This window comes from Velazquezella soli (genome assembly GCF_977018685.1).
Window position 1 is genome coordinate 237971 of the sequence record NZ_CDRNXF010000002.1, and the last position, 25620, is coordinate 263590.

Here is a 25620-nt window from a genome sequence, read left to right on the forward strand (position 1 = left end):
GACTTGGCATTTAACTTGAGATTCTGGCTTCGCGTTTGGAACTTAATGTGAGATTCGTCGCCAGGAAAACATGACTACTTACGGCCACGCTTCCATGAGAAAATGACTTATCTTACAGATGGTTTTCGCCGAACTAGAAGGCGTTTGGCACGGACAATCACACCGACTAATCTCAAATAAGGTGCCAACACCAGTCTGAACGGGCGCATTCTTACAGTTAAATGCCAAACGACAACGGCGCGCGCGACTGGAACACGTTGTCTGCCAGACTGGCCAAAGCTGATCACCCTCCGTTCCATTTGCGCCAAAGAGTGCAGGGGCGGTATCTTGGGCAATCCGTCAAGGGCGAATTCAGCGCGTTGTTATCCTGCGGTACATACTGACTGTGCGTTTCGATGAACCGGTGGATACCGTTACATTCGACAGTTTTTCCAACATGCGCCGGATCGTAGAAAGCATGGTCGACACTACCGGAAATTCTGTCCGTAAAACTTCGAACGGGGCGCCGCACCTGACTTTAAGCGCGTTATGAGACGAAGTGGAGTTCATTCGCGAATTCCCACAGAGCGTCCAAACTCTCCAGATAGCTACTAACCTGTTCTGGCGCGGTGTCTTCGGACAATTTTTCCTCGGCGCCTATATGGCTTGGTGTCATAGCGAGGACCTGTGGGGCGCGATCCAAACTGTCGGAGTGGCGGGTCTGTGGATGATGATCCTCTCGACACTCGCCACATTCTGCCTCATGGACACGCTGCGCCTGGCGCCGGTGGCAGACGTGATGACAATACATGCCGCCCTTCCCTTCTTAACTGCCTTGTTCGCACTCGCCTTCATCCGGGGAAAATCCCACTCAACCAGGTCGTCAACCGACATGTTCAGCGAGAAGTGCACAGGCACCAGCATCGCCGTGTTGCTGCTGCGCTCTCATTCTGTTTTGTCAACAGAATGCTGGTCCGACGTTTTGTTCCGCTGCGAGGAGACGAGTCCGCATTCTGCTTTCAAAAAGGTAGCGTGAAAAACACCGCTTTTTCAACTATTTACTACAGTGGTCAGCTGACCACCAACGGTAGCAGGCTCTCGACACGTTTAGTATCGCCCGCCTGCAGTCCAGCACCCTGTTCTCAGCCTTACCCAGCCTTCAAGATACTCTGGCCGCTGACTTTCAATAAGGCCATGATCATCGGGCCGAGAGAGAACTCGCCACGCTCTGTTCGGCGCGTCAGATCGCGCAGATAGCCCCCGGGCGAGTTGATAAACGCCGATCGCTCCAGAACGCACGCGATCGCGGTAGCCGCATTCTCTGGCCCCATAACTTCACAGGATTCCTGGTAGGCCGACGGGCTTACGCCCAGCATTGACCGAACTACCACCACGGCCGACATCAGATCGCGCCAACTTGCAATCGCGCCGCCCGGTCCATAGTCGGCGATCATTGGGCATGCCCTGAGGACCATTCCCAATGGGAACTCCTTTCTCTGCTTCTTCAGCGGTTGGCGGATATCACTCGTCCCATCGCCCTGCTCTTTTCCAGAGCTAGGTTCAAGTTCAGGTAAGGATTCGGTATTTGAATTCTGTATGTGCTGCTCATTATGATCACCATTGGTGCTGTTATTTTCAGGATTCCCTTGAAATTCCAATCGATTGACGATTTCCTCGTGAAGCATTTGCATTTCTTCGAGTATTCCAGTGACGTCAGTCAGCGTAGGGGCGCGGGGGATCCGGCTCACAAGGGCCACATAAATCTCCTCGACCCCTTGCCAGTCGCCGTCCGCGCCTTCTTCCATCGCCGCGGTGATCAGCTTCCGGACATCACGTCGGCAAATGGTCAAGCTCTCTTTTGTCTTTCTGAAAGCTGCGCGACTGGCCGCTACGTGCTGAGCGAGCATCGCCAGTTCTTCGGATCGGGCGAGAAGGGGGGACAGGTCGAAACCAAACGCGCACTCGATCTGGCCTGCCCGATCTTTCCGAGCATAGCGCTTCCCGTTGGCGCTATCTTTCCGCACGATCAAGCCTGACTCCACGAGCACGGCGATATGTCGGCGCAACGTCGCGCCAGCCATTCCATGGGCTCGTAGCGCAAGCTGAACATTCGATGGAAAGACAATCAATTGTGCGTCTTGGCGCAACTCATTATGTGGGTAGAAACTCAACAGCGCGTCAAGAACCGCAAGGCTATTGGATTGAATCCCAAGCAGATCCATGGCGGCAGAAGCATCCCTAAAGACCTTCCACTTGTCCGCAGTCTTGCCTGGTTTAATGTCGACCATCGCCACTTGTCTCCGCACGAGCGCAAGCGTGATCTGTCGCCGCCCAAATGGCGTCGTTACACTTCCTGTCTGCATCATCTTTCACCTTTCAGCAGGCAAAAGAAATTCACTCACCAAAATGGCGCCAAGTCTCTTGACGAGGATTCGAGGAAATGCGATTCTGTTCTTGCTACAGAGACAGAAGGGCTTCCGCGACGGCGACGTTGAGGGGGCTCTTTTCTTTTGCGGGTTACTCTCCCTGTTTCCGTTGGATTTGTGCGCGGTGCGCTTGAAAAAGCGTCGGCAACTGTTCAAGCACAAAGGCCGCGAACTCCGGCGTCGCCTTCTTGTCGATCGTGATTTCCAGCTTGGACTTGCTCTGCGTAACCTGCGCAATTCTAGCACCGTCCGGTGTTGACATAACTTCAGGAAGCCCACGAGCCACTCCGCGGGGCTTCAGGTTGGCGATCACTGCCTTGAACCTTTCCGCCGACGGGAGAGCCTGCACCTCATCCGATAGCGCGTATTTTGACGCTTCCGCCAAGTAAGAGGGTGCCTTTTCGACAAGCGCCGCCAGTTGCTGCCAGCTCGGTCGCCCGATCCCGGGAGCCGCCCCAATCGCATCGATCAAATGCGAGGGGAGGGCGTCGACGAGCAGAAGCATCTTCGACAGATTGCTTTTGTCGATCGACATTGCTGCGATAACGATCTCGCGTGCAAACTGCTTGTTCAAATGATACGCGAAGCGCGCCTTCTCGATAAATGTAAGATCTTCGCGCTCATTATTTTCCTGGCCCTGGGCAACGACCAATTGCTCATCAGTCAAATCGCGAACAATTGCTTTGATCGGAAGACCCAGTTCTGACACCGCCCGAAGCCGACGGTGGCCGAATGCAACCTGATATCGCCCGGGCTGATCCGGGTGAGGTCGAACGAGGATCGGAACCTGCTGGCCTTGCTCTCGGATGGATGACAGGAGCCCGTCGATGTCCCCTGCCATACGATCCTGCACGAAAGACGGATCGATCGTTGAAGCGTCCAACTCGATTACCGCCTGCCCCTCCGCCAGGCGGCGCTCGATCTCTTCAGCACGGCTCAAACGATCATTCTGTTCACGCAGTGCGTTGCCAATATTCGCTGTCAGCTTTGTTGCCGGATCGCGTTCTTTCCTGGCTACACCCAGAAGCGGCATTGACCGCGTTTTGCCTGCAAGGTTATCCGCAGGCAATACGTTGGGGGCGTCCGTCGAGACGCCAAGGATGTGCTTCCTGCTCATGTGGGTCTACCCCATGCTTTTTTTATTAGGGACTCGATCTCGTCATTGACGGCGTTCATGGCCTCCAATGCGCGATCGTAGGTCGATCGCGTAAACTGGGCACGCTCGACTTCAAACAGAGTTTGGTTTGTTAGCCCTGCATCCGATACCGCTGTGGTTTTTAGCATCGGAAAATTGAGAACATTTTCGCCAAAAATCGACCGAAGGTAGCCGACCATCTGGTTTTGTGGTCCGTCGCTCGGTTCGAAACGGGTAATCAGGTAGCGCATCCAATTGAACTTGAACTCGGCGCCAGCGCTCTCAATTTCCCGCAGTAGGTTTGACGTCATTGCCAGAAACTGGTTCATGGACATCACATCCAACATCTGTGGGTGGACAGTGACAAGGATTGATGTCGCGGCCGTCAAAGCTGATAGCGTAAGGTAGCCAAGTTGGGGGGGGCAGTCGATAACCACGACGTCATAGTTATCCGCGATGTCTTCAATCGCCTGGCTGATCCGACCGTAGAAGAGCGTGTCGCCCTCCTTGCGTTTCATCAACGCGCGGGGAGTGTCGTGTTCAAATTCCATCAGTTCAAGGTTACCGGGAATCAGATGAAGGTCAGGAATATATGTTCCTCGGACAACTTGCTCGATCGGTACTTGCTCATCATCGTATCTGATGGCGCCGTACAGCGTTTCGTTCGGGCCAACATCGGTTTCCGGTTGGCTGCCGAAGAGCGCGGAAAGGCTGGCCTGAGGATCAAGATCGATAGCTAGGACGCGGTACCCACGCATTGCGAGGTACTGGGCCAGATGCGCGGCGGTCGTCGTTTTGCCTGACCCACCTTTGAAATTCATAACGGAGATAACTTGAAGCTGCTCACCGTCTCGACGATGCGGGAGGTACCGACGGTTCCCGCGGCCAACTTGGTCCATATGCTTGCGGATCGCATGGATATCTTCGATCGAGAAAATACGCCTGCCGCCCGGGCTCATGCCGACATTCAACTCTGGCATTTCCGAAGCAGTCTGTCGAAGATAAGACTCTCCGACACCGAGCAACTTAGACGCCTCGGACGGTCCGAATGTCCGAATTCCCTTCTCAGAAGTTGGGGGGAAAACTTTCAGATGATGTGCTTTAAGTTGGCTAGAAAGCGCGTCGGCATGACGCTCCATTAATGCGGTCAAGCCTTCAATCACAGGTGCCGTTTTCGGGGCGGTCTTCGCCATCTCAAAACCCATTTTTTGCCATTGGCGGTAATTTTCGCGAAACCTGCAAAACTCCGCCACTGACAAATAGCGCCGATTCTGTTTTTCGAGCAAGAAGTTTTGGGTTAACAAAACCTTAACGCAGTTGCGGCTAAGCGATGCAAATTTACAATTAGGTTGCATTTTCATATACTTAGATCCGCTAAATTGACCTGCCCCACTCAGGCTTCCCACAGCCTTTTGCCAGCCTCAACGCATCCGAAAGGCGGCCGACGTAGTGATTTGCGCAACCGTGACGGAATCCATGGAGAATCGCGAGGTACAAATTTGTAGATGGACATGTCCTCCCGCTCCGGTTTTGTCTCCCTCTCGAAACATCCAACGAGGAGACAGTGCCACCCATGCTGCAATCGCACTCACGCCTTGTCCGCAAACTTCAAGAAGCCTTGGGCGACCGCCTTTGTGTCGCCCTCGACGACCCCAGTGTCGTGGAAATCATGCTCAACCCCGATGGAAGGGTTTTCATCGAACGGTTAGGGCAGGGTATTGCGCCTGCGGGTGAGATGGCTACGACAGCAGCGGAAACAATCATTGGCTCAGTCGCACACGCTCTCCAATCAGAGGCGGACGACGGGCGACCGATCATCTCCGGCGAGCTCCCTATTGGAGGGCACAGATTTGAAGGACTGCTGCCTCCAGTCGTAGCGTCGCCAACCTTCACGATCAGGCGCAGAGCCTCCAGGCTGATCCCACTCGACGACTATATCGCTGATAAAGTGATGACAGAGGCACAAGCGACAGTGATCAGGAGCGCTATCGCGAACCGGCTAAACATCGTGATTGCAGGAGGTACGGGCTCAGGCAAAACGACCCTCGCCAATGCGGTGATCGCTGAAATCATAGCCTCAGCGCCGGACGACCGCATGGTCATTCTTGAAGATACCGCGGAAATCCGGTGTGCGGCAGACAATGCGGTGTGCCTGCATACCAGTGATACGATCGATATGGCGCGGCTGCTCAAGAGCACCATGCGCCTCCGTCCTGACCGCATCATCGTTGGCGAAGTCCGCGATGGCGCCGCACTGACGCTGCTGAAAGCATGGAATACGGGCCATCCCGGTGGCGTCACCACCGTCCACTCCAATACCGCCATGTCGGCCTTGCGCCGTCTGGAGCAATTGACCGCCGAGGTCAGTCAGCAGCCGATGCAGGCTGTGATCGGCGAGGCCGTTGATCTTGTCATTTCGATCGAGCGCGCGGGGAGGGGGAGACGGGTACGAGAGGTCATCAATGTCGAGGGCTTCAGCGGTAGCCGGTATCAGACCGAACATTACGCTCAAATAGATGAGGACATTCATGCTGCATAATCGCTCTTTTCGCCTCGGACTGCTCGCTGCGATGTTCTGCGCGGCGCTTGCCGCGCCAGCCCTTGCCAGTTCCGGTGGGAGTCTTCCCTGGGAGGGGCCGCTTGAACAGATTCAGGAATCCATCACTGGGCCAGTCGCAGGAGCAATTGCCCTCGCCGCCATGGCGATCGCCGGCGGAATGCTGATCTTCGGCGGCGAGCTCAACGATTTCGCGCGACGCCTCGTCTACATCGTACTGGTCGCCGGTATCCTGCTGGGGGCGACGACGATTGTCGGACTGTTCGGTGCGACCGGCGCGTCGATCGGCATCACTGCCACAAGTTTGCCAGGGACCGTTTCCCAGCCGATGTCCGTTGCAAGAGGGGAGGGGGCCAATGGGTGAGCCGCATTCCGCTCTCCAACGCAATCGCATTCACCGCGCTCTTTCACGACCGAATCTGCTGATGGGGGCAGACCGAGAGCTCCTGCTTGTCACAGGGCTGGTGGCGATCATCCTGATCTTCGTCGTGCTCACCCTGTATTCAGCGCTGTTCGGCATCGCCATCTGGTTCGTGATCGTCGGCGCACTGCGCATGATGGCAAAATCCGATCCCCTCATGCGTCATGTCTACGTGCGGCATTTGCGCTACCGGCATCACTACCTGCCCACGTCTTCGCCGTGGCGACGTTTCTAGAGGTGCAATGATGGTCGCTTTGCGTTCCCTTCGCCCGTCTGCACCGTCGTTCGCCGATCTCGTGCCCTATGCCGGACTGGTCGATAACGGGGTCATTCTTCTCAAGGACGGAAGTCTCATGGCTGGATGGTATTTTGCCGGCCCTGACTCCGAGAGCGCCACGGATTTCGAGCGCAACGAGCTGTCCCGTCAGATCAATACGATCCTTTCACGGCTAGGTTCCGGCTGGATGATCCAGGTCGAGGCCGTGCGCATCCCAACGACTGACTATCCTTCTGCGGAACGCAGTCATTTCCCTGATGCTGTCACTCGCATGATCGATGATGAGCGGCGCAAGCACTTCGAACAGGAGCGCGGCCACTTCGAGAGCCGGCATGCGCTCGTCCTGACATATCGCCCTCCCGAGCGCCGGCGATCTGGCGTCACGCGTTATATCTACTCGGACACTGAGAGCCGGACGGCGACCTATGCCGACACGGTGCTCGACAGTTTCAGACGCTCGATAAGGGAGATCGAGCAGTACCTCGGCAACGTCATCTCAATCGAGCGCATGCGAACGCGTGAAGTACCGGAACGCGGTGGCGCCCGTATTGCCCGCTACGATGAGCTGTTCCAGTTCATCCGGTTCTGCATCACCGGTGAAAACCACCCAGTCCGTCTACCTGAGATTCCCATGTATTTGGACTGGCTGGCGACCGCGGAGCTAGATCACGGCCTCACCCCGAAAGTCGAAAACCGGTTCCTCAGCGTGATTGCGATCGACGGTTTGCCGGCCGAGAGCTGGCCAGGCATCTTGAATAGCCTCGATCTCTTGCCGCTCACCTACCGCTGGTCGTCGCGCTTTATCTTTCTGGATGCTGAGGAAGCCAAACAGCGGTTGGAGCGCACGCGCAAGAAATGGCAGCAAAAGGTACGGCCTTTCTTCGACCAACTCTTCCAGACACAGAGCCGATCGGTTGACCAAGACGCAATGGCCATGGTCGCGGAGACTGAAGACGCGATCGCCGAGGCCTCTTCGCAGCTGGTCGCTTATGGCTATTACACGCCGGTGATCATCCTGTTCGACGAGAGCAGAGAAAATCTTGCCGATAAAGCCGAGTCCGTTCGAAGGTTGATCCAGGCTGAAGGATTTGGCGCGCGGATCGAGACGTTGAATGCGACAGACGCGTTCCTCGGAAGCCTGCCAGGCAACTGGTACTGCAACATCCGGGAACCGCTGATAAACACCCGCAACCTCGCTGACCTGATCCCCCTCAATTCCGTCTGGTCGGGCAGTCCGCTTGCGCCCTGCCCGTTCTATCCACCCGACGCGCCGCCACTGACACAGGTGGCTTCCGGATCGTCACCCTTCCGACTGAACCTTCACGTGGATGATGTCGGGCATACGCTTATTTTCGGACCAACCGGTTCCGGCAAGTCAACGCTTCTCGCGCTCATCGCAGCGCAATTTCGCCGGTATAAGGGTGCGCAGGTTTTCGCCTTCGACAAAGGCAACTCTATTCTGCCGCTGACGCTGGCGGTGGATGGCAATCATTACGAAATCGGCGGCGAGGGAGGGGAGGGGGCTAGGCTTGCCTTTTGCCCCCTCTCCGACCTCTCGACCGATACCGACCGCGCCTGGGCTTCCGAATGGATCGAAACACTCGTCTCCCTGCAGGGTGTCACGGTCAACCCGGACCACCGAAACGCCATATCCAGGCAGATCGGTTTGATGGCGGGGGCTCCAGGCCGGTCGCTGTCGGATTTTGTGAGCGGCGTGCAGATGCGGGAGATCAAGGACGCGTTGCACCACTACACTGTTGACGGCCCCATGGGCCAACTTCTCGACGCTGAACGGGATCCGCTAACCCTCGGTCTGTTCCAGTGCTTCGAGATCGAGCAACTGATGAACATGGGCGAGCGAAATCTCGTCCCCGTGCTGACCTATCTGTTTCGGCGGATCGAAAAGCGGCTCACGGGGGCACCAAGCCTTATCATTCTGGATGAAGCGTGGCTGATGCTCGGCCACCCGGTTTTCCGCGACAAGATCCGCGAGTGGCTGAAGGTGCTGCGAAAGGCAAACTGTGCTGTCGTTCTCGCCACTCAGTCAATTTCGGACGCGGAGCGCTCGGGCATCATCGATGTCCTGAAGGAATCCTGCCCAACCAAGATCTGCCTCCCGAATGGGGCTGCCCGCGAGTCCGGGACACGAGAATTCTATGAGCGCATCGGCTTTAATCCTCGCCAAATCGAAATCGTCGCAGCCGCTATTCCAAAGCGGGAATATTACGTGACGTCGCCGGACGGACGCCGCCTTTTCGATATGGCGCTGGGGCCGCTCACCCTCTCTTTCGTCGGTGCTTCCGGCAAAGCCGACCTTGCTCAAATCCGGGAACTTCTCTCAACCTACGGCAAAGACTGGCCGACCCAATGGCTCAATGAAAGAGGGATCAATCGCTATGCTTGACCATATCCTATCGCTCAGAAGCAAATCTGCGACCGCTGTCGTGGCAGCTTTTGCAGTCTGCGCTTCGGTACCAGCATTTGCCGGTTCAGCGACTGGCACTGCCACCGAGTGGACACAGCTCGCCAACAATGCACAGCTCGTCGACCTCCTTAAAAGCTCCGGCCTGCAGGTGGACAATCAGCTGACCCAGATCAGCCAGTTGGCCGAGCAGATCCAAAACCAGCTGAACATCTACGAAAACATGCTGCAAAACACGGCGCAGCTGCCCGATCATATCTGGGGGCAGGTGGAGAGCGATCTCAATCAGCTCCGCGATATCATCGATCAGGGACAGAGCATCTCTTTTTCGATGGGGAGCGCAGATGATGTGCTGAAGCAGCGCTTTCAATCCTATGCTGATCTTCAGACTGCCGCCGGCAACGGGACGGACCTATCCTCGAACTACGCCCATTGGTCAGACACCAACCGCGACACCATCGCCAGCACACTTAAGGCTGCGAGCCTGACGGCTGACCAGTTCGACAGCGAGGAGGATACGATGGGCTCCCTCAGAAACATGTCAGAATCTGCCGATGGCCAAATGAAAGCCCTCCAGGTCGGCCACGAGATTGCAGCGCAGCAGGTTGCACAAACGCAAAAGCTACGTGGTCTCGTATCACAGCAGATGACGATGATGGGGACGTGGCTGCAAAGCGAGCAAACCGACAAGGATCTGGCACAGGCACGACGGGAAAAGTTCTTCAACGCGGATACCAGTGCCGTCCCCGAAGGTCAGAAGATGGAGCCCCGCTGGTGAGCCGCGCGATCGTCATTGCTATCGCGCTTTTGGTCGCGGCGGCGTCAGTGTCAGCAGCAACGGTATTCATCATGAAGTCCGACGAGAGATCCTCATCCAAAAAGAGCGAGAAATTTTTCGGTGTGAAAAAGGACCTGCCCCCGATCGAAAAGGGCCAGGAAATGCGTCCAAGATGGTGAGGGCACGGATCGAGTTGATGCTTTTTGCAACCGGCCTTGCCTGCCTTATGCTGGCCGGCCCAGCGTTTGCACAGCAGGGCCAAGTCCTCACGGAGCTTGAAAATCAGGTTTCTTCCGCTGCCAAGGGCTGGGAAACAACCATCATGGATGCGGCAAGGTCTCTGTTTTGGATCCTCGCCGGAATAGAGGTGGGGATTGCCGCAGTGTGGCTCGCCATTCAGTCGGCATCCCTCGACAGCTGGTTCGCAGAGCTTGTGCGAAGGATCATGTTCATCGGCTTTTTTGCCTTTGTTTTGACCCAGGGACCAACGTTTGCCAAAGCTGTTGTCGATAGTCTCTATCAGATCGGGGCCGGTAGTGGGTCAGCTTCGCCCGCGGAGGTGTTCGATGCGGGTATCCGTGTCGCTTCGCAGATGTCGGAACAGGCCAAGTTCGGTGTCTTCGAGGATAATGCTCTTGCGATCGCAGCCGTTCTCGCCATGGGTATTGTTGTGATCTGCTTCTCGCTGGTGGCAGCGATTTTCGTGGCTGTGATGGTCGAGATGTATGTCGGCCTACTCGCGGGGATGATTATGCTCGGCCTTGGTGGATCCTCGTTCACCAAGGACTTTTCTGTCCGATATCTCGTTTATGCTTTCGGCGTTGGGATGAAGCTCATGGCCTTGGTCATGATCGCAAAGATCGGCTCCAATGTCCTCCTGGGACTTGCTCAGGCCCCTACCGCCGAGACCGACCAGTTCATCACGACACTTGCGATCGCCGGCATCTCGGTCGTTGTGTTTATCATCGCGATGTATGTTCCAGCCATCATGCAGGGCGTCGTTCAGGGGGCGTCTGTTTCCGGCGGGATGGAAGCCATTCAGCACGGTGGGCAGGCGGCGTCTTTCGCGACTGGCGGAGCCTTCCTGGCCGCAGGTGCGGCCGGAGCAGGATTTGCAGCAGGTCAAGCGGCGCGGGCCGCCGGATCATCCTTTGGAGGAGCGGCTATTCGCGGAGTGGGTGCAGGCCTTGGCTCGGCCGGGCAGGCCGCAGGATCCGCAGCCAAGGAGAAGGCGATCGGGTCGCCCGGTGCCTATGCCGGCTCCATCCTCGGCCTGGCGAACGCGAAGCTCGACCAGGCTCGTGGCAAAGGAGCCTCGCCCGGTCAGCCGCCGGAACGACACGACAAATCGTAAATTTAAGACAGGGAAAACAATATGGCAGCGCAACGCGCCCCCGAGAACCCGTACCTTGCCGCAAGGCAGGAATGGTCGGAACGATACGGCTCTTACGTGAGGGCGGCCTCGGCATGGCGGATGGTCGGAATCTTGAGCCTCGGCATGGCGGTGATCGGTTTCGGTTACTCGTTGTATCTGAGCACGCAAGTGAAGCTTGTTCCGTACATCGTCGAGGTCGACAAGCTCGGAAACACCATCTCGGCAGGATTTCCGCAGCAGATCGAATATGCCGACGCCCGGGTCATCCGGGCAACGCTCGGCGGCTTTATAACCAGTTTCCGCTCGATCACGCCGGATGCCGTCGTCCAGAAACAATACATCGACAGGACCTATGCGCTTCTCAGGACGAGCGATCCATCGACCCAGAAGATTAATGCCTGGTTCCGTGGCAACTCGCCATTCGAAAAGGCCGTGAATGCGACCGTCGCCATCGAGGTGAACAACATCGTCGCGCTGTCGAACCAGACCTACCAGATCGACTGGACCGAGTATGAGCGCGATCGCAAAGGCAAGGAAATCGCGACACGCCGATTTCGCGGCATAGCCACGGTGGCGATTACCCCGCCCCAGGACGAGGCGACGATCCGGCTCAATCCCATCGGCGTCTATGTCAAGGACTTCGACTGGACCGCGCAACTGTAAGGGCAGGGGACTTCAATGAATACAAGGATAAACAGGACAGCGCTATGCTGCATGACGGCGCTTGCATTTTGGTCCATAGCGACGACATCGGGCTTTACCCAGAACCTGACGACAAATGAGGCTAAGGGAACCACCCTCTCCAACAAGTGGCGCGGGCAGCGAGGCTTGGTGACGACGGGAGCCGACGGAAAGGTCATCTTCCTGTTTGGTGAGACGCAGCCTTCTGTCGTGTGCTCACCTTTACAGGTCTGCGACATCGAGCTTCAGGGTGGGGAGATTGTGCGCGACGTGCTTGTCGGCGACACGGTACGCTGGAAGGTCGAGCCGGCCACATCCGGTGCTGCAGGGGGCCAAGCAATTCACCTGATCGTCAAACCGTCTGAGGCCGGGCTGGTCACGTCGATGGTGGTGACGACATCAAGACGCACCTATCACATTCAGCTCAAATCGCATCCAAGCCAGTACATGGCCCGCGTTGGCTTCGAGTATCCGGAAGAGGCCGCGACGAGATTGTCCGACATCAACGCTCGCATTCAGACGATGACCAATTCCGACGGCGGCGTGCCGCCAGAGCAACTTGCCTTCGCCTATTCACTGAGCGGCAGCGCGCCTTGGAAGCCGAAGCGCGTCTATTCGGATGGGCTGAAGACCTACATACAGTTTCCGCGAACGCTCTCCGGTCAGGATGCGCCGGTCCTCTTCGTGGTTTCTGGCGGGCAAAACCGGATCGTAAACTACCGGATGAAGAACGACATGATGATTGTCGATTACAACATCGACAAGGCTGTCCTTCTTTCGGGCGTCGGCTGGCGTCAGCAGAAAATTACCATTAGGAAAGGAGGCTGACCGATGCGCTTATGCATTCTTCCTTTCGTCTCCGCCGTTCTTCTCTCTGGTTGCCAGACCGGAACAGACGCGCTCACGACGAGCGCCGCGCCTTCGACGGTAACAGGCCCTGCCGCAAGCGCGATCGCCGGCGACATAGCTGGACGTTATGCAGAGCAGGCAGGGTCAACCGCGACGCCGATCAGGCTTCACAACGACACATCGGATTTCGCGACCGCGCTCGAGGCCGCGTTGAAGGGGTGGGGTTTCACTGTCGTGACGGATGACAAGGCGCGCTCCTTGAAAGACACCGCCAAACCGATCGAGCTGGCATATTCGTTGATCGACGTTGATGGACAGGTACTCGTGAGGCTTTCCAGCGAGACACTCGAGCTTGGGCGGGCCTATTCGGTGTCATCTGGTGGCGCCGCGCCGGCGAGCCCGCTTTCATTGATGAAGCGAAACTGAGGAGAGACAGATATGGTCCAGTCGCTCCAGCTCGGCAATCCGAGCAGCGCCTCGCAGGAAAAGGGCATGAAACGGCTCAATCGCCTGCCGGTGTTCTTTGGCATCGGTATCGCAGTCGTCGTCGCCTGTGTCCTTGTCTACGGCATCTCATCCAGAGGACTGCGGTTCGGCGACAGAATTCCGGATGAAGCAGGCTCGAACGTCCCGGCCTCGACCTTCGCTGATCAGATGAAGCGCGGGGTGAAAGACGGCATCATCGGGGATCGCGAAGAACAGCCCGTGTTCCAGCCCACGCCTGCAACCCAGACAAATGTCGAGGCCAAGCCGATTGAAGAAGAGCAGATAAAGCAGCAGGCAGTGGAAGAGCGCCGACCGCGAATGGAGTCGGAAGAAGAATGGTTGGCCCGACTTCGCCGCGAGCAGCGCGAACAAGTCCTGCGTGAACAGCAGCGACAGCGCATGGCCAGCCTTCAGGCCCGTGCTACTGCGTTTGATTCGCCGCTGAAGGTCAAAATCTCGGAGCTGGGAAACATCTCCAACAACACCAGAACAACAGACTGGCAGCCGGCCACCAATAACGGTGCCTCCGATCTCTATGCCGCGGCCATGAAATCAGGTTTGGTGGGGCAGAATGTCGATCCAAATGGGCAGACTTCGAAAGAGGATTTCTTCAACGCTGACATCAAGGATCTCGGCTACCTGCCGAACCAGGTTGTACCTCAGCAGTCACGCTATGAATTGAAGCGCGGCTCCGTCATCCCCGCGACCATGATTACCGGCATCATCTCCGATTTGCCGGGCCGGATTACAGCGCAGGTGAGCCAGAACATCTACGACAGCGCCACAGGACATTTTCTTCTCATTCCGCAGGGTACAAAATTACTCGGACGCTATGACAGCAAGGTCTCGTTTGGCCAAAGCCGCGCTCTGGTCGTCTGGACGGATGTCATCTTCCCGAATGGCTCGACACTGCAGATCGGCGGCATGGCTGGAACGGACTCGGAGGGCTATGGCGGGTTCTCTGACAAGGTCAATAATCACTATTTCCGAACCTTTGGGTCAGCGGCGCTCGTTGCGCTTATCGGTACCGGCATCGATATGGCAGTTCCGGAGAGCTCCACCCTCGCCACACAGGATACGGCCTCTGACGCGGTGCGCAGAAACTTTGCGGAGACCTTCGGCCGCGTCGCGGACCAGACAATTTCCAAGAATCTGAATGTTCAGCCCACCATCCAGATCCGGCCGGGTTACAAGTTCAACGTTCTCGTCGACCAGGACATTGTCTTTCCCGGCAATTATGGCGGTTGAGGCACACATTGCCGCAACCGCCTTGGGACAACTCCTTGATCAGGCAGATATGCGCACGGGCTCGCTGGCTGCATTTTTGCGCGGGCGATATCCTGCATAGAGGGGAGCCGCGACACCAAGCGCCTGCTGCATGCGCGTGCGAACTTCCTCTGAAACTTCGAAGATACCGCAGCAAACCGGAGAGCGACCATAGCCGTCCGCACGGCCAACCTCTTCAACGGCGAGCCCCGCCCGGCGATAGACCCGCGCCAGGTGCGGCTCGTAGTTCGAGACCAACGTCTCGATACCATGCGATAATCCGCATTCGCACAAGGCCAGCAACAGCATGCCGAAAGCTTTCCCTATTTCCAGACTTGGAAAGTCCTCGGAAAGTGTTTCCTCATCAAGGCACATTCTCGTTCCCTCATAGATGCCAGGTGCGATCAGGCTGGCACCCGCAAAAGTGTCGCGGAAAACGTCGTAGAGAAGCGTCGGGCCCGTTGTTGGCATCAGTCGCAACGTTCCATAAAGGCGATCCGCGCGATCATTGCACCACATCAGGTAAGCCGGCCACAGAGCATCGTACTCGTCACGCTCGCAATCACCGTCGATTGTCACGGCCCAACCGAGTTGATCGTGAAAGACGCGCTTGCGAAGGCGAAATGCCTGATCCAAGAGAGACTTATAACGGGTGTACTGATGCGCCTGAACCAGAATGAACAAGGTTTATCTCCAGCTGTTGATCTTGGCTGGAAGATGCCGCCTGGCGGAAGAGCCAGATATTCCCGCATATGGTCAGACCCATATGCGGGTATTGTCAAAGGCTGGCGTGCGATCGGCTCATATCGTGATCACGCGCAGCTTCAGGGCAAGAGTGGCCGCCGCCGAGATCGTAGCGCAACCAAGTTTTGTCCTCGCCGACTTGATGTAGCTGCGGGTCGTGTGATGCGAAAGGCCGAGAATAAGCGCGATATCCTTGTAATCCTTACCGAGCGCGCTCCAGTAGAGGCACTCACGTTCCCGCGGACTCAAGACCGGGATCGGATCGCTCGCTCCATGTAGCTCGAACACGGCAATCTGGTGGACTAGATACGCGAGATCGACCCATTCACTCCGATGCGCACCGACCATATCCTCCCAGTGCTCGGCGGAGGCGTTCGAATTGAACGAGAGGATGGCGCGACGGCCGGCTTTATCCGATATCGGGATGGAAAAACCAAAACGGCCGATCCCATGGCGTATTGCGTCTTCCAGAAACATCAGCATCTCGGGCGCGACTTCGAGTTCTCGCCAATCGAATGGCAGCTGGCGCAAAAAGCCCTCCCGCGCGACAGGATCAATGGTGACATAGCCCTTCAACAGATAGGTGGATACCCACGCATCCGGGTAGGTCGTGCGCACGAACGGGGCGTCAAAATCACCGATCACCGTCGAAGCGAGATGGTAGGTTATGAAATCGACGCGATAGACCGACTGTATGAAATGGAGCGCTTCCGTCACCGAGCCCGTCTTTGCAAGGCGTTCCTTAACGTCGGAAAAATCGGCGAGAGATCGTGTCAATATCCGCTTCCAGCACTGCGACCTGACAATCCGCCGCAGAGATCGAATGATCAGCCAAACGAGTTCGGCGGCGATGCAGAACTTCAAGGGATCGTGCTGTAGCGTGATTGCTTTCGTGGTTCAAACGCAACTTTCCGGCGAAGAGAGGCATTGCAATGCCGAGGTTAATTTCGTTCGACTATTGGACGATCACCCGTTTCATTTTGGACAACAAAGCGACAACGACGCAGCTCCTTCTTCAATCGTTGGCCGCGAGCCGACCTCGTTCGCCAACAAATCTGCGGTGGCGCGGATGAGGTTAGGTCGCTATAAGCGCTGGTGAGGCAGTACGCGCTGCCTCCGGGCTTAGTAACCCGACGCATGCCGGTTTGGCGTCCGCCGTTAGGGCGCCGAATTCCTCGACCTATGGTCGGGGAGCCATGGACGTATGTCCAGGTTCCTCGGAACTAAAGGTCTATGGGCCGGCGCATGCTCGGTTACTAACTCCCCGATCGCCAGGGGTCAGGAACTTTGCGGGGGCGCACCGCGCATTCCTGTTTTGGGAGTTGAACATGGACGCCGACGACCGATTGAATGGCGAGGCAGTTGATCTGAAGCCGCTGGTAGGCCTCCTGCATGGGTTACCGTCACCGCTCATCGAACGTCTCACGATCGATGCAATCCGCGAACATCGGGATCTATTGGAGCGGGCAGAAAATCTGTTCAATGAACTGCCGGCTGACGTTAAAGCCGGTAAGGAGCTTGTTGGCGATACCCATATTGCCTATCTCGAAGCAACCATCAGGATGCACGCGCAAATGTCGGTGCTGACCACCCTGCTGCACATTCTAGGCTATACGCCCAAGGCCTGACAACGCCGGATCAGCTTAAATCAGGCCGCGTCGGATAGCCAAAGCCACCACCTGCGCATGATTGGCCAGATTGTAGCGCGTTCTGACATCGTCAATCGCCGAGCGGACGCCAGCATACTTTGCCTGCTCCAGCTCAGCGATCACCTCGACGGTTTTGCCAAGCGACAGCCAGCGAATGTAGTTCACCTGCTTCGGCGTCAGGACGATCTTCTCCTCGATGGAGGGCGTGACCCGCAAGTGCTCAAGACGGGCATGAAGTTGAGCAACCGCTGATGCAGCCATAATCGCATCAATCTCCATATCACTGGCAAGAGAAGGCTTCGCCGATGCAAAGGTCAGCATGGACATGGCACCGTTGGCGGTGGCGACCGGGATGGAAACGCCCGAGCGAATGTTGAAATCAGCGGCTTTCGAAAAGAAGTTTTTCTGCTCTTTTGACAGGGAGCTCTTTTCGGCTTCGCCGGACCAGGCGAAAGCGCGCCTTATCAGTTGGGCCTGCCGCATGACCGGATCGATGAACCGGTAGTCCAGCGTGTCATAGATTTTCTGCCAGTCGATATCGTAGTTGGAGACCGCATAGGTCTGCCCCGGACGAATGTTGACGAAGGCATAGCCCACAAAATCGAACCGATCGGCAAGATTGGCCAGTGCGCCCTTGACCATGGACTGATCGTTTCCGATCACAGTGATATCCAGCAGTTTCTCGACCCAGTTTGACATCCATACTCTCCCTGCAAATCGCACCCGTTCCGCGGTGGCAAAATGCGTCGGCAGTCAGAGGGACCACGACGCGCGCGAACAGTGACCTGGTAAAGAATGAAGCATATTCAATCGCGTAAGTTGACCATGATGGAATGGTTTTCTAAATCGTTTTCTCGGAATTGCAAACCACGGATTTTGCTTACTCGCGGAAAACGTGTCAGCTCACAATTGGCCAAGCGATCTCAGCTTCATGGCCCCTGAGCAGAAATCTGTCATTGTTTTGCGAAATGCTTTACATGGAAGGACCCATTTAGAGCGAACCCATGTTGCAGCTTACCCACGACACCGAGCAGCTTGCCCGTAAAATTGCGGCCCGTGTCGGGCGCAGACCGGACGATATCATACGCGCTGCCCTCGAACGTGAAGCTCAGGCCCTCGGGGTTTTCGGCGACCTGCCTGTGAGACATCGCATGACCGTCGAACAGATGACAGCGCTCGGGGAAAAGGTTTCTGCCCTACCGCTGCTTGATACATCATCCTCGAAAGAAATCCTCGACGACCTGCATCAACCATGATTGTCGTCGATCACTCCGCAGTCGTCCACGTTGCCGCAATCAGGACACAGAAGATCAGGAGCGCTACGCTCTTTACCAACTTGACGAACTTAACCAACCTTGCCATATATAGCTCTCCGAACGGAGGGTGAGAGATGGCATCTCTGAAGTCCAAAACCAGCATACGTGACGGTGCAAGCGGGCGCGAAAAACCGGGCGCTGAATCCATGGCTTTTTTCCTGACCACGGGCGCCACCCCGCTGGCGAAGGGGAGAGCAGCCTTCAAGATCAAGATCCCGGACAATGCATCAAAAGCACTGACCGGCAATCCCAATCGCGTCAAGGCGCTCCTCCAGGAATACGGTCAGGCGATCGCAAAAAGCCGTTCTGCTGGCCACCCGGTCAGCTTCCGTGTCGATGTCGATTCCGAAGGTGAGATGGTTGTCACTCCCGTTGAGGCGGTGGAAATGACAACGGTGCCTGTCGTAGAGGCAAACGATGCACTGGATCCGGAGTTGGAGCAGGCGTTGGTGGCCGCACGGGCGCGGGGACGCATAAAGGCTGCTGAGGTCCTCAGCGGCACTGACATGCTGAATGCCGACGAATTCGCCAAGCTGCTTGGCACGACAAGGGTAACGGTAAATTCAAAGCGCCAGACCGGACTGGTATTGGGGCTGGATGGCGCGAAACGCGGCTTTCGCTTCCCGGATTGGCAGATCGATGCCGATGGCAAGCCGTTTGCAGCGCTTGCAACGCTCCACGAGCGACTGGGCGGAGCCTGGGCGGTTTACCGGTTCCTGGTCCAGCCCCACGGAGAGCTGGACGGACTGACAGGTCGCGAGGCATTGGAGCGGGGACGGACCGAGCAAGCGCTCGAGGTTGTCGAGAGCATTGGTCGAGATTTCCGCTGAATGGCACGTACTCTGCCGCCTCCCGGCTTTGCAAATGCAAGCCTTCACCTGCATACGGTCCCAGCCGGACTTCGGTTCGGTCGCATCTATCTGGGCACCTACCCTGATCCACTAGGCTTCGGTAAAACGCCGAGCCGTTTCAGCGATCCACGCCGGCGCAAATTCGCTAACCGGTTCGGGGTGCTCTATTTGGGCGATACGGTGAAGGTGTGCTTTCTCGAAGCCGTCTTGCGCGATCAACGCGATGGGGTCCTCGGCGACCTGCCGATAGCTGAATCCGAATTGTACGACCGCAATTTCGCAGAGATCGAGGTCATCAATCCGCTGATGATGGTCGATCTTCGAGACGACGGGCCGATCAAGATGGGTGTGCCGACGGATGTCGCGAAGGGCTCAAAGCAATCCCTCGCACGGAAGTGGGCGGTCGCCTTCAATGAACACGACAGCCAGGTGGACGGCATCATCTACCCGTCTCGGCTCAACGGCCACACCAACCTTGCAGTGTTCGATCGAGCTATTGTGAAACTTAGGGCGGTCCGCACGACGAAGCTGATCCGCGCGCCGGGTCTGGCTGATATACTAAACGACCTCAATGTCGCAATTGTCGAACCTGATCCCTGATATTTTACCTGTCGTCGAAGCCGGATCCAGCACTACTTCTGCCCACCGATCCGAGACAAATCGACCCGAATTCCCGCAGTCCCAACCTCTTTTTCGTCTAAGGGCTCCCCTTCGCTCTGGGAGGGGTTAGAATCCGCAGGTTTGTCCGCGGCATCCGAAGAAACTTCCTTCCGATCGACGATCGTTCCACCTGGATCCTCCGCCTGAAACACGCTTTCACCTTCGAACTGGCCGGTGTTCCAAGCGTAAACGGCATCTTCGAAGATCTGCGGAAGCACCTCACTGCTCGTTGGGTTGCCATACCACTTTGAAACGATGCGCTTGATCTTGGAAAACATCTTCGTCCCCATGCGAACGTTTTCGCAAGGTGCGATCAGATCTGGTTTCAGCTCGGAGGCGTCCTTCACGCCGACACCCGCCGGGAACTGCGTAAGGCCCACACGTACGACGGCCTGTCCGACATACTGGCGTATGACCTCCATCGCCTCGTCTGGCGTCTTCGGTTTTGGTACAAGGATGAGCCGCCCTCCGGCTTTGACCGTGACAGCAAGCGGATCGCCCGGACCAACAGCGGACACGAACTGCTCGACGATGGCGGGTTTCAGGGAGGGATCGGCGCATTCCGCGATAAAGGCAGCATCCATGACGAAGGCTCCAAAGTTCAGATATTGAAGGAAATCACAAGGGGGACGCCGAACAGGGCGGACCAGGCTTTGGCGCTCGCGCGCTGGATGGCGACGATGTTGCCACCCGTCGTCCACCAGCCATTGCCGATCAAAACGATCGCGTCGGGTCGGTGTAGCATCGACTGGAGAATGGGCCACAGTACGAGCTGCTCGTAGCAGATAAGAGGCGCGATCTTTCGGCCCGCGACCTCGACGACAGGATTGGCCAAGAGGTTGGCGCGGGCGCCGCCAATCTCTCCTGTCCATCGCTCCCACGGACGCCACATCGAAACCGGCACAGGCATGCGCTCGCGATAGAGGACACGCCCCCCATGCGCATCGATGGCCACCATGACGTTGTCGTAGCCAACCGCATCGACGACCGCCGCGCCGGCGACTACAGTCACGTGCGTTCCTTGCAGCTCATTCCGCCAGAAACGTTCAAGCGTTGGCGTCCAAAAGCCCAGTGTGCTCTCGGGAAGCACGACGACGGTCTCTCGTGTTCCGGCAGCCTGCCGAACATCCGTCGCCAGGTCACGTTGACGTTGAAGGGATTGATCGCGGCCAAGGCTCGCACCCATTTCAAGGTCAACACCACGCCACCCCTCCGGTAGAATCTGATTTGTCCCCGATGCGGCGGACCAAAGCCATAGACCTGACAGAGCAATGGCGATAGCCGGCCCGATCCGGGTTACGAGACCGATCAGGACGGCTGTCAAAGCGAGCAGCCCCCACCATCCCCATCCCGGAAACAGTATGCCGGCCGCTGTCAGCGGATGCGCCCAGCCTGTGATCCCGAGTGGCGGAAAAGCAGTGAGACCAAGGACCATGAGATAGCGCGCGGGCTTTGCCCATCCGCGCCGCACTGTCCAGAGTACCGCATGGACGGCAATGAAGGACAATGCCGCCACGATCCAGAAGCAGAGGCCGACCCAGAGATCCGCAGCAAAGAATTGGGCAACGCCGGCAGGCAATCCTCGCGACGCCGCCAGGAAATAGCCCGCTGCGACGAGTGCCGCGGCGATCCGCGTCGGTGATCGCGCCCACAGAAGCGGGAAGAAGGTTGCCGCAGGTAGAAGGGACGCCTGGCCGCTCCAGCCGACCGCCCCGGCGACCACGGCAAGCGGTACGAGAACGGCAGTCATCATGACCTCACGGCGCATAGGTCAACACCTCTTGCGCCAGACCGAGCACACCTGAAACAGGTACCGGCCCGAAATACCTGGAATCCCATGAGCCGACGAAGTTGGAGTGCAGATACACCCCTCCGGGTGGAACCATACCGCTTCGATCATGCCTTAGCGATCGCCCCTGTCCATCCGCCCCGATGATAGGCGATCCGGGGATTGGCACGCCTTCAACTGCGATGTGATCGGTGACGTCCACGCGCTGTCCCGCCAACGCGACAACTGTCTTGATCAGTGGACCGAACCCACCGGGGCAAAGTCCCGGGCGGAGATATCCGCGCTGCCTCGCCTGGCGCATGGCGTTATTGTCAGGCGGGCAAACGAAAACCGTTTCCCCGGATCGGACCGAGCGATTGAGAGGAACGATGCGCCAGAGGCCGAGCGGCTCACTCGGCGTCGTGTTGATGCGCAGACCACCACTCCAACCGGCAGCAAAGAGGACGCCAAACATGCCGGCGGCCACGGATAACGTGACGCAGGCGTGGCCTCGTTGACGAGGCATCGTCCAACCTTCACGCATCATCATAATCATTTGAGGGAGAGCCCCTTGGTCTGGGTTTGCCGCTCTGTTTGAGCCTGCTTCAACGCCAGCGTGGTGCGCTCGTGCGCGGCGAGTTGCTGCACAGTGCGCATGCTGTTCCAGGCCGACTGCACTTCGCTTTTCTGCGAAGGGTTCATCCCGGCCGTTATTTTGTGAAAGGTCTCGCCGTTCGCATCTTTTGCCGAGATCGGCAGCAAGCTGCGTTCTCCGAAACGCTCGGACACAGCCTTGGCAAAGCCCTCTAGTTCCGCTTTGACGTTTCTGTCGGCCAGCGCATATTCGAGACCGGCGGGAAGATCGTTGCGATCGATCGCATCGCGGATCCGCTCAAGCGTTTGCCTGGCCGACGGAGAGAGGGCAGGGATGTCGACGGAGACCTTGAGACGGATTGCCCGCTCTTGCGCTTCATGCTTGCGCTCTGCCTCGGCCCGCGCCGTCACATATCGCTCGAGGTTTCGCGCCAGGGCGGGCACGTTGACAAGCGCCGTGTCGCGCGCGGCCTTCTCGGTCGCTCCGGCGAAGATGCCGGTCTTGCCCTTGAGTGCTCCAAACCTTTCCGGCTCGGCTGCGATCTTCGCAAGCGTTGGCTGCGCTCTTGCCGGATCTTTCAGCATGGCATCGACATTGACCGCCTTGAACGCGGTCTCCGGCTCGGCGAAGACCTGGGTAAAGCGTGTCGTGACCTCCTGCCATTGCTTCTTCAAACCGGGATCGGCAGTCAGACGATCCTCAACGGCCTGGTCGATCGATTTCGGGAACGTCGTGATGCCTGATACCATTGGCTTTTCCTCCATGAAGGGTTTCGGGGTCACATGCGTATTCGGGCCCTTGAGACCGAGCTGTGCGCGGATCGTCGCCAGGCGGGCGGTGAGATCAAAGAGCTTCTGTTTCTGTCGAGCGGTCCAGTCGAGGCGGTCGCGAACGAGGGTGCGCGCGACATTGACCAGATGAAGGCCGCGCGCGTCGGCGAAGCGAAGGGCCGCGCGATAGAAGGCGCCCTTCTCGTAGTCGAGCGTCGTTTCCTTTGAGTTCGTGCGCGATAAAAGCTCGGCAAGGCCACCCGCCTTGGCGAAGGATCGCGAGCCATAATAGACGCCGATATCCTCTCGATGACGGGTCATCGCCACATAGGTCAGGTGACGATCGAGGGAGAGCGAGGCCAGAAGCTTGACCCTGTCGACGGTCGCCCCCTGGCTCTTATGGATCGTGGTCGCATATCCATGATCGACATTGTTGTAGAACCGCTGCTCTACGCTGATAGCTTTGCGATGTTCGCCTTCACCAATTTCGGCAACGATACGCCCCGGGGTGGCTTCCACCACCTTGGCCAGCATGCCGTTCTTGACGCCAAGCGAGCTTTCATTCTTGAGGAAGACGATCCGATCTCCGGCGGCGAAATGACGGATACCGTGTTCCGTCTTGAAGGCGTGACCGCCATCGACAAGCCCGCGCTCGACGAGCTTGGCGCGCGCCAGGGTATTGAGCATCCGCACGTCGCGGCGAAGGTGGGCGAGGATCAGCGAGGACCGGGCCGGATCGTACTCGCGGTTCCAATCGAAAATAAGGTTTTCGACGGCTTGTGACTTCAATGTCGATCCCATCATCCGACCGTTTGCGCTGTAGGACTCGACAGCCTTGGCGATGTTGCCGCGGGCGAGATCGAGCGACGCGTTGCGCATCCATTGCTCGCGCTGGCGATAGATGGTTTCGAGTTCGGCATAACCGATGCGCTCAGTGATGGCGCGGAAGGCGGCACCTGCCTCGATCGGCTGCAGCTGTTCGGGATCACCGATGAGAACGAGCTTTGCCCCGCGCGCCGTTGCCTCTTCGACAAGCAGCGCCATCTGTTTCGAAGAGACCATGCCGGCTTCGTCGAGGACCATGACAGTCTTGTCGTCGAGATGGTCGCGACCTTGGGCCCAGCGCAGTTCCCAGGAGGATAACGTGCGGGAAAGAATACCCGCTTCCTTTTCCAATCCTTCGGCCGCCTTCCCCGCCAGGGCGGCGCCAACGACACGATAGCCGGCCGCTTCCCAGGCCTCGCGCGCCGCCTTCATCATTGTGGTTTTGCCGGCGCCGGCGCGGCCGATCACGGCTGCAATCCGCTCTGGCCCTGCAACATGCTCGATGGCCGTTCTCTGCTCATCCGAGAGGCGCTCATGGCGCTCGAACACCGCCCCGATGATCTTCTGGCGGACGCCATGCGATGATCGCTGGGACAGCCATATCGACCGGTTTGCCATCTCAGCCTCAAGGCGGATCATCGCGCGCGTCGTATAGCGGGCTGGCGTCCTGACACCGGAGGTAAAGTCGATACGCTCACGGTCGAGACGCAGCACGTCCAGATGCTGCATGATCCGCGCCATCAGGCTCTGGAAGAGAGCCGCGTCGTCGACATAGCGATGGAGGACTTTCGCCACGTCCTGGTTGTCGAAAACGCTCTTCTCCCGAGTAATGAGATCAAGCACGATGCCGGGATTGCGCTGGATGCGCCGGACGTTCTCCGCGCGCCGCTCTTCCTGCAATTCGATCCGCTCGAGCTTCCGTGACCCGGCTGTCGCCAGCCCGTTTTCCATTTCCGATTTTCGCTCGATGGCGGTGGCGCCGACCCCGATATGAATGGTCGGGGTCAGGTCGATACCCTGCTTTTCGAAGGATCGGCCATCGATGCGGATATCGAGCCCCGCAAGCGCCAGGTGCCGATTCTGGACAGCAAACCATCCATCACGAAAAGCATTGAAGTCCTCAGTGCCACCCGCCCAGAGTTCATAGACGATTTTGCCGGCATCATTGCGAATGGGCTGGCCGTCTGGTCCTGTTACCGCGACCTTTTTGGCGCCGAACCCGTCCTCGCTCAGAGGCCGCAATGTCGTCATCAGGTGGACATGCGGGTTGCCGGGTGCATCGTGATAGACCCAGTCTGCGACCATACCATTCGTCGTGATATGCTCGGCAATGAAGTCCCGCATCAGCGCGACGTTCTGCTCGGAGGATAGCTCAGTCGGCAGCGCGATGGTCACATCCTTGGCGAGTTGGGCATCGACCCGCTTTTCGAACACCTCGACCTTGTTCCAGAACGCTTCCGAGGCTCCCGAGACCGATCGATCGGCAATCATGACGCGTAGCCAGTCTGGCGCATCGGCAGGGATGACGAACTCCTCGTGCAAAAGACCCTGCTTGCCGGTGTAGTCGATTGTGCGTGCTTCCCGCTCATACTCCATCCTGGCGCAGTGCCGGTAGGCCGCAGACAGCACTGCGCTGCGGCCAGAGCCACGGGTGACGATGCTAACTGAGAAATGCGGGACGGCCACGGGTGGAGCGCTCCTTCTTGCGAACGAAATCAACAGGTTGATCGCAAGAGGTGGCCCCGCCAGGGGGCAAAAGCAGAACGTCGCGTCAGCGACGTATAATTGCG

General features: G+C 57.8%; 29 protein-coding genes. 19 read left to right on the forward strand and 10 right to left on the reverse strand.

The annotated features are described in order from the left end of the window. Nucleotides 1-221: 221 nt before the first annotated feature. From AC0JZ8_RS02905 to AC0JZ8_RS02915, 3 genes are read left to right on the forward strand one after another with little or no spacing between them, the layout of a single operon-like run. A complete protein-coding gene (locus tag AC0JZ8_RS02905) occupies nt 222-383 on the forward strand; it encodes a glyoxalase superfamily protein (protein ID WP_471891694.1) in 162 nt (53 codons plus the stop codon). Beyond that, nucleotides 380-532, forward strand: coding sequence for a glyoxalase superfamily protein (locus tag AC0JZ8_RS02910; RefSeq protein ID WP_471891772.1), 153 nt, complete (start codon nt 380-382; stop codon nt 530-532). Before AC0JZ8_RS02905 ends, AC0JZ8_RS02910 begins: the two co-directional genes overlap by 4 nt. A 6-nt stretch (nt 533-538) precedes the next feature. After that, nucleotides 539-1015 carry a hypothetical protein gene (locus AC0JZ8_RS02915; protein ID WP_471891695.1) on the forward strand — a complete coding sequence of 159 codons (477 nt, stop codon included), beginning with the start codon at nt 539-541 and terminating at the stop codon, nt 1013-1015. A gap of 112 nt (nt 1016-1127) precedes the next feature. On the opposite strand, the gene repC is transcribed toward AC0JZ8_RS02915, so the two are convergent. From repC to repA, 3 genes are all read right to left on the reverse strand, one after another. Next, nucleotides 1128-2342, reverse strand: coding sequence for a plasmid replication protein RepC (repC, locus tag AC0JZ8_RS02920; protein WP_471891773.1), 1215 nt, complete (start codon nt 2340-2342; stop codon nt 1128-1130). Nucleotides 2343-2496: 154 nt separating this feature from the next. Further along, complete coding sequence (gene repB / locus AC0JZ8_RS02925) at nt 2497-3522, reverse strand: plasmid partitioning protein RepB (RefSeq protein WP_471891696.1); 1026 nt, start codon at nt 3520-3522, stop codon at nt 2497-2499. Then, nucleotides 3519-4733, reverse strand: a complete 1215-nt coding sequence (gene repA / locus AC0JZ8_RS02930; RefSeq protein ID WP_471891774.1) for a plasmid partitioning protein RepA — start codon at nt 4731-4733, stop codon at nt 3519-3521. The genes repB and repA overlap by 4 nt, the downstream gene beginning before the upstream one ends. Before the next feature lie 380 nt (nt 4734-5113). On the opposite strand from repA, the gene trbB reads away from it, so the two are divergent. Genes trbB through trbI form a run of 11 tightly spaced genes read left to right on the forward strand, consistent with a single transcriptional unit; the run spans nt 5114 to nt 14634 of the window. Next, the gene (trbB, locus tag AC0JZ8_RS02935) at nt 5114-6079 is read left to right on the forward strand and encodes a P-type conjugative transfer ATPase TrbB (protein WP_471891697.1); all 966 of its coding nucleotides are present in this window, start codon (nt 5114-5116) and stop codon (nt 6077-6079) included. Then, nucleotides 6069-6461: a TrbC/VirB2 family protein gene (locus tag AC0JZ8_RS02940; protein ID WP_015647763.1), complete on the forward strand. Its 393-nt coding sequence runs from the start codon at nt 6069-6071 to the stop codon at nt 6459-6461. The genes trbB and AC0JZ8_RS02940 overlap by 11 nt, the downstream gene beginning before the upstream one ends. Next, entirely contained in the window at nt 6454-6753 is a 300-nt protein-coding gene (locus AC0JZ8_RS02945) for a conjugal transfer protein TrbD (RefSeq protein WP_015647762.1), read from the forward strand. Before AC0JZ8_RS02940 ends, AC0JZ8_RS02945 begins: the two co-directional genes overlap by 8 nt. A 10-nt stretch (nt 6754-6763) precedes the next feature. After that, the gene (locus AC0JZ8_RS02950) at nt 6764-9199 is read left to right on the forward strand and encodes a conjugal transfer protein TrbE (protein ID WP_471891775.1); all 2436 of its coding nucleotides are present in this window, start codon (nt 6764-6766) and stop codon (nt 9197-9199) included. Next, on the forward strand, nt 9192-9995 hold the full coding sequence (gene trbJ / locus AC0JZ8_RS02955) for a P-type conjugative transfer protein TrbJ (RefSeq protein ID WP_471891698.1): 804 nt from the start codon (nt 9192-9194) through the stop codon (nt 9993-9995). Before AC0JZ8_RS02950 ends, trbJ begins: the two co-directional genes overlap by 8 nt. Continuing rightward, the gene (gene trbK / locus AC0JZ8_RS02960; protein WP_018326239.1) at nt 9992-10174 is read left to right on the forward strand and encodes an entry exclusion protein TrbK; all 183 of its coding nucleotides are present in this window, start codon (nt 9992-9994) and stop codon (nt 10172-10174) included. Before trbJ ends, trbK begins: the two co-directional genes overlap by 4 nt. A 17-nt stretch (nt 10175-10191) precedes the next feature. After that, a complete protein-coding gene (trbL, locus tag AC0JZ8_RS02965; protein WP_471891699.1) occupies nt 10192-11349 on the forward strand; it encodes a P-type conjugative transfer protein TrbL in 1158 nt (385 codons plus the stop codon). A gap of 21 nt (nt 11350-11370) precedes the next feature. Next, nucleotides 11371-12033, forward strand: coding sequence for a conjugal transfer protein TrbF (locus AC0JZ8_RS02970; RefSeq protein WP_471891700.1), 663 nt, complete (start codon nt 11371-11373; stop codon nt 12031-12033). A gap of 15 nt (nt 12034-12048) precedes the next feature. Continuing rightward, entirely contained in the window at nt 12049-12879 is an 831-nt protein-coding gene (gene trbG, locus AC0JZ8_RS02975; RefSeq protein WP_471891701.1) for a P-type conjugative transfer protein TrbG, read from the forward strand. 3 nt (nt 12880-12882) lie between these two features. Next, complete coding sequence (gene trbH, locus AC0JZ8_RS02980) at nt 12883-13326, forward strand: conjugal transfer protein TrbH (protein WP_471891702.1); 444 nt, start codon at nt 12883-12885, stop codon at nt 13324-13326. Between the two features lie 12 nt (nt 13327-13338). Next, nucleotides 13339-14634 (forward strand): IncP-type conjugal transfer protein TrbI, encoded by a 1296-nt coding sequence (gene trbI / locus AC0JZ8_RS02985; protein ID WP_471891703.1) that lies wholly within the window; start codon nt 13339-13341, stop codon nt 14632-14634. A gap of 39 nt (nt 14635-14673) precedes the next feature. Here trbI and AC0JZ8_RS02990 read toward each other — a convergent pair whose 3' ends face one another. Both AC0JZ8_RS02990 and AC0JZ8_RS02995 read right to left on the reverse strand, forming a co-directional pair. Next, nucleotides 14674-15336: an acyl-homoserine-lactone synthase gene (locus tag AC0JZ8_RS02990; protein WP_471891704.1), complete on the reverse strand. Its 663-nt coding sequence runs from the start codon at nt 15334-15336 to the stop codon at nt 14674-14676. Between the two features lie 117 nt (nt 15337-15453). Further along, nucleotides 15454-16173, reverse strand: a complete 720-nt coding sequence (locus tag AC0JZ8_RS02995) for a helix-turn-helix transcriptional regulator (RefSeq protein ID WP_471891705.1) — start codon at nt 16171-16173, stop codon at nt 15454-15456. A gap of 46 nt (nt 16174-16219) precedes the next feature. Here AC0JZ8_RS02995 and AC0JZ8_RS03000 point away from each other — a divergent pair, with 46 nt between their 5' ends. Both AC0JZ8_RS03000 and AC0JZ8_RS03005 read left to right on the forward strand, forming a co-directional pair. Continuing rightward, nucleotides 16220-16495, forward strand: a complete 276-nt coding sequence (locus AC0JZ8_RS03000; RefSeq protein ID WP_471891706.1) for a hypothetical protein — start codon at nt 16220-16222, stop codon at nt 16493-16495. 229 nt (nt 16496-16724) lie between these two features. After that, nucleotides 16725-17024 (forward strand): transcriptional repressor TraM, encoded by a 300-nt coding sequence (locus AC0JZ8_RS03005; protein WP_471891707.1) that lies wholly within the window; start codon nt 16725-16727, stop codon nt 17022-17024. Nucleotides 17025-17039: 15 nt separating this feature from the next. On the opposite strand, the gene traR is transcribed toward AC0JZ8_RS03005, so the two are convergent. Beyond that, nucleotides 17040-17744, reverse strand: a complete 705-nt coding sequence (gene traR, locus AC0JZ8_RS03010) for an autoinducer-binding transcriptional regulator TraR (protein WP_471891708.1) — start codon at nt 17742-17744, stop codon at nt 17040-17042. Nucleotides 17745-18049: 305 nt separating this feature from the next. On the opposite strand from traR, the gene AC0JZ8_RS03015 reads away from it, so the two are divergent. From AC0JZ8_RS03015 to AC0JZ8_RS03025, 3 genes are all read left to right on the forward strand, one after another. Further along, the gene (locus AC0JZ8_RS03015; protein ID WP_471891709.1) at nt 18050-18301 is read left to right on the forward strand and encodes a hypothetical protein; all 252 of its coding nucleotides are present in this window, start codon (nt 18050-18052) and stop codon (nt 18299-18301) included. Between the two features lie 134 nt (nt 18302-18435). After that, on the forward strand, nt 18436-19191 hold the full coding sequence (locus AC0JZ8_RS03020; RefSeq protein WP_471891710.1) for an XRE family transcriptional regulator: 756 nt from the start codon (nt 18436-18438) through the stop codon (nt 19189-19191). After that, the gene (locus AC0JZ8_RS03025) at nt 19192-19812 is read left to right on the forward strand and encodes an RES family NAD+ phosphorylase (RefSeq protein ID WP_471891711.1); all 621 of its coding nucleotides are present in this window, start codon (nt 19192-19194) and stop codon (nt 19810-19812) included. Nucleotides 19813-19844: 32 nt separating this feature from the next. On the opposite strand, the gene AC0JZ8_RS03030 is transcribed toward AC0JZ8_RS03025, so the two are convergent. The 4 genes from AC0JZ8_RS03030 to traA are packed head-to-tail and all read right to left on the reverse strand — an operon-like array spanning nt 19845 to nt 25516. After that, nucleotides 19845-20456 carry a TraH family protein gene (locus tag AC0JZ8_RS03030; RefSeq protein WP_471891712.1) on the reverse strand — a complete coding sequence of 204 codons (612 nt, stop codon included), beginning with the start codon at nt 20454-20456 and terminating at the stop codon, nt 19845-19847. Between the two features lie 17 nt (nt 20457-20473). Further along, entirely contained in the window at nt 20474-21640 is a 1167-nt protein-coding gene (locus AC0JZ8_RS03035) for a conjugal transfer protein TraB (RefSeq protein WP_471891713.1), read from the reverse strand. Then, nucleotides 21630-22196, reverse strand: a complete 567-nt coding sequence (gene traF / locus AC0JZ8_RS03040) for a conjugative transfer signal peptidase TraF (RefSeq protein WP_471891714.1) — start codon at nt 22194-22196, stop codon at nt 21630-21632. Before traF ends, AC0JZ8_RS03035 begins: the two co-directional genes overlap by 11 nt. Beyond that, nucleotides 22193-25516, reverse strand: a complete 3324-nt coding sequence (gene traA, locus AC0JZ8_RS03045; protein ID WP_471891715.1) for a Ti-type conjugative transfer relaxase TraA — start codon at nt 25514-25516, stop codon at nt 22193-22195. The genes traF and traA overlap by 4 nt, the downstream gene beginning before the upstream one ends. Between the last annotated feature and the right edge of the window lie 104 nt (nt 25517-25620).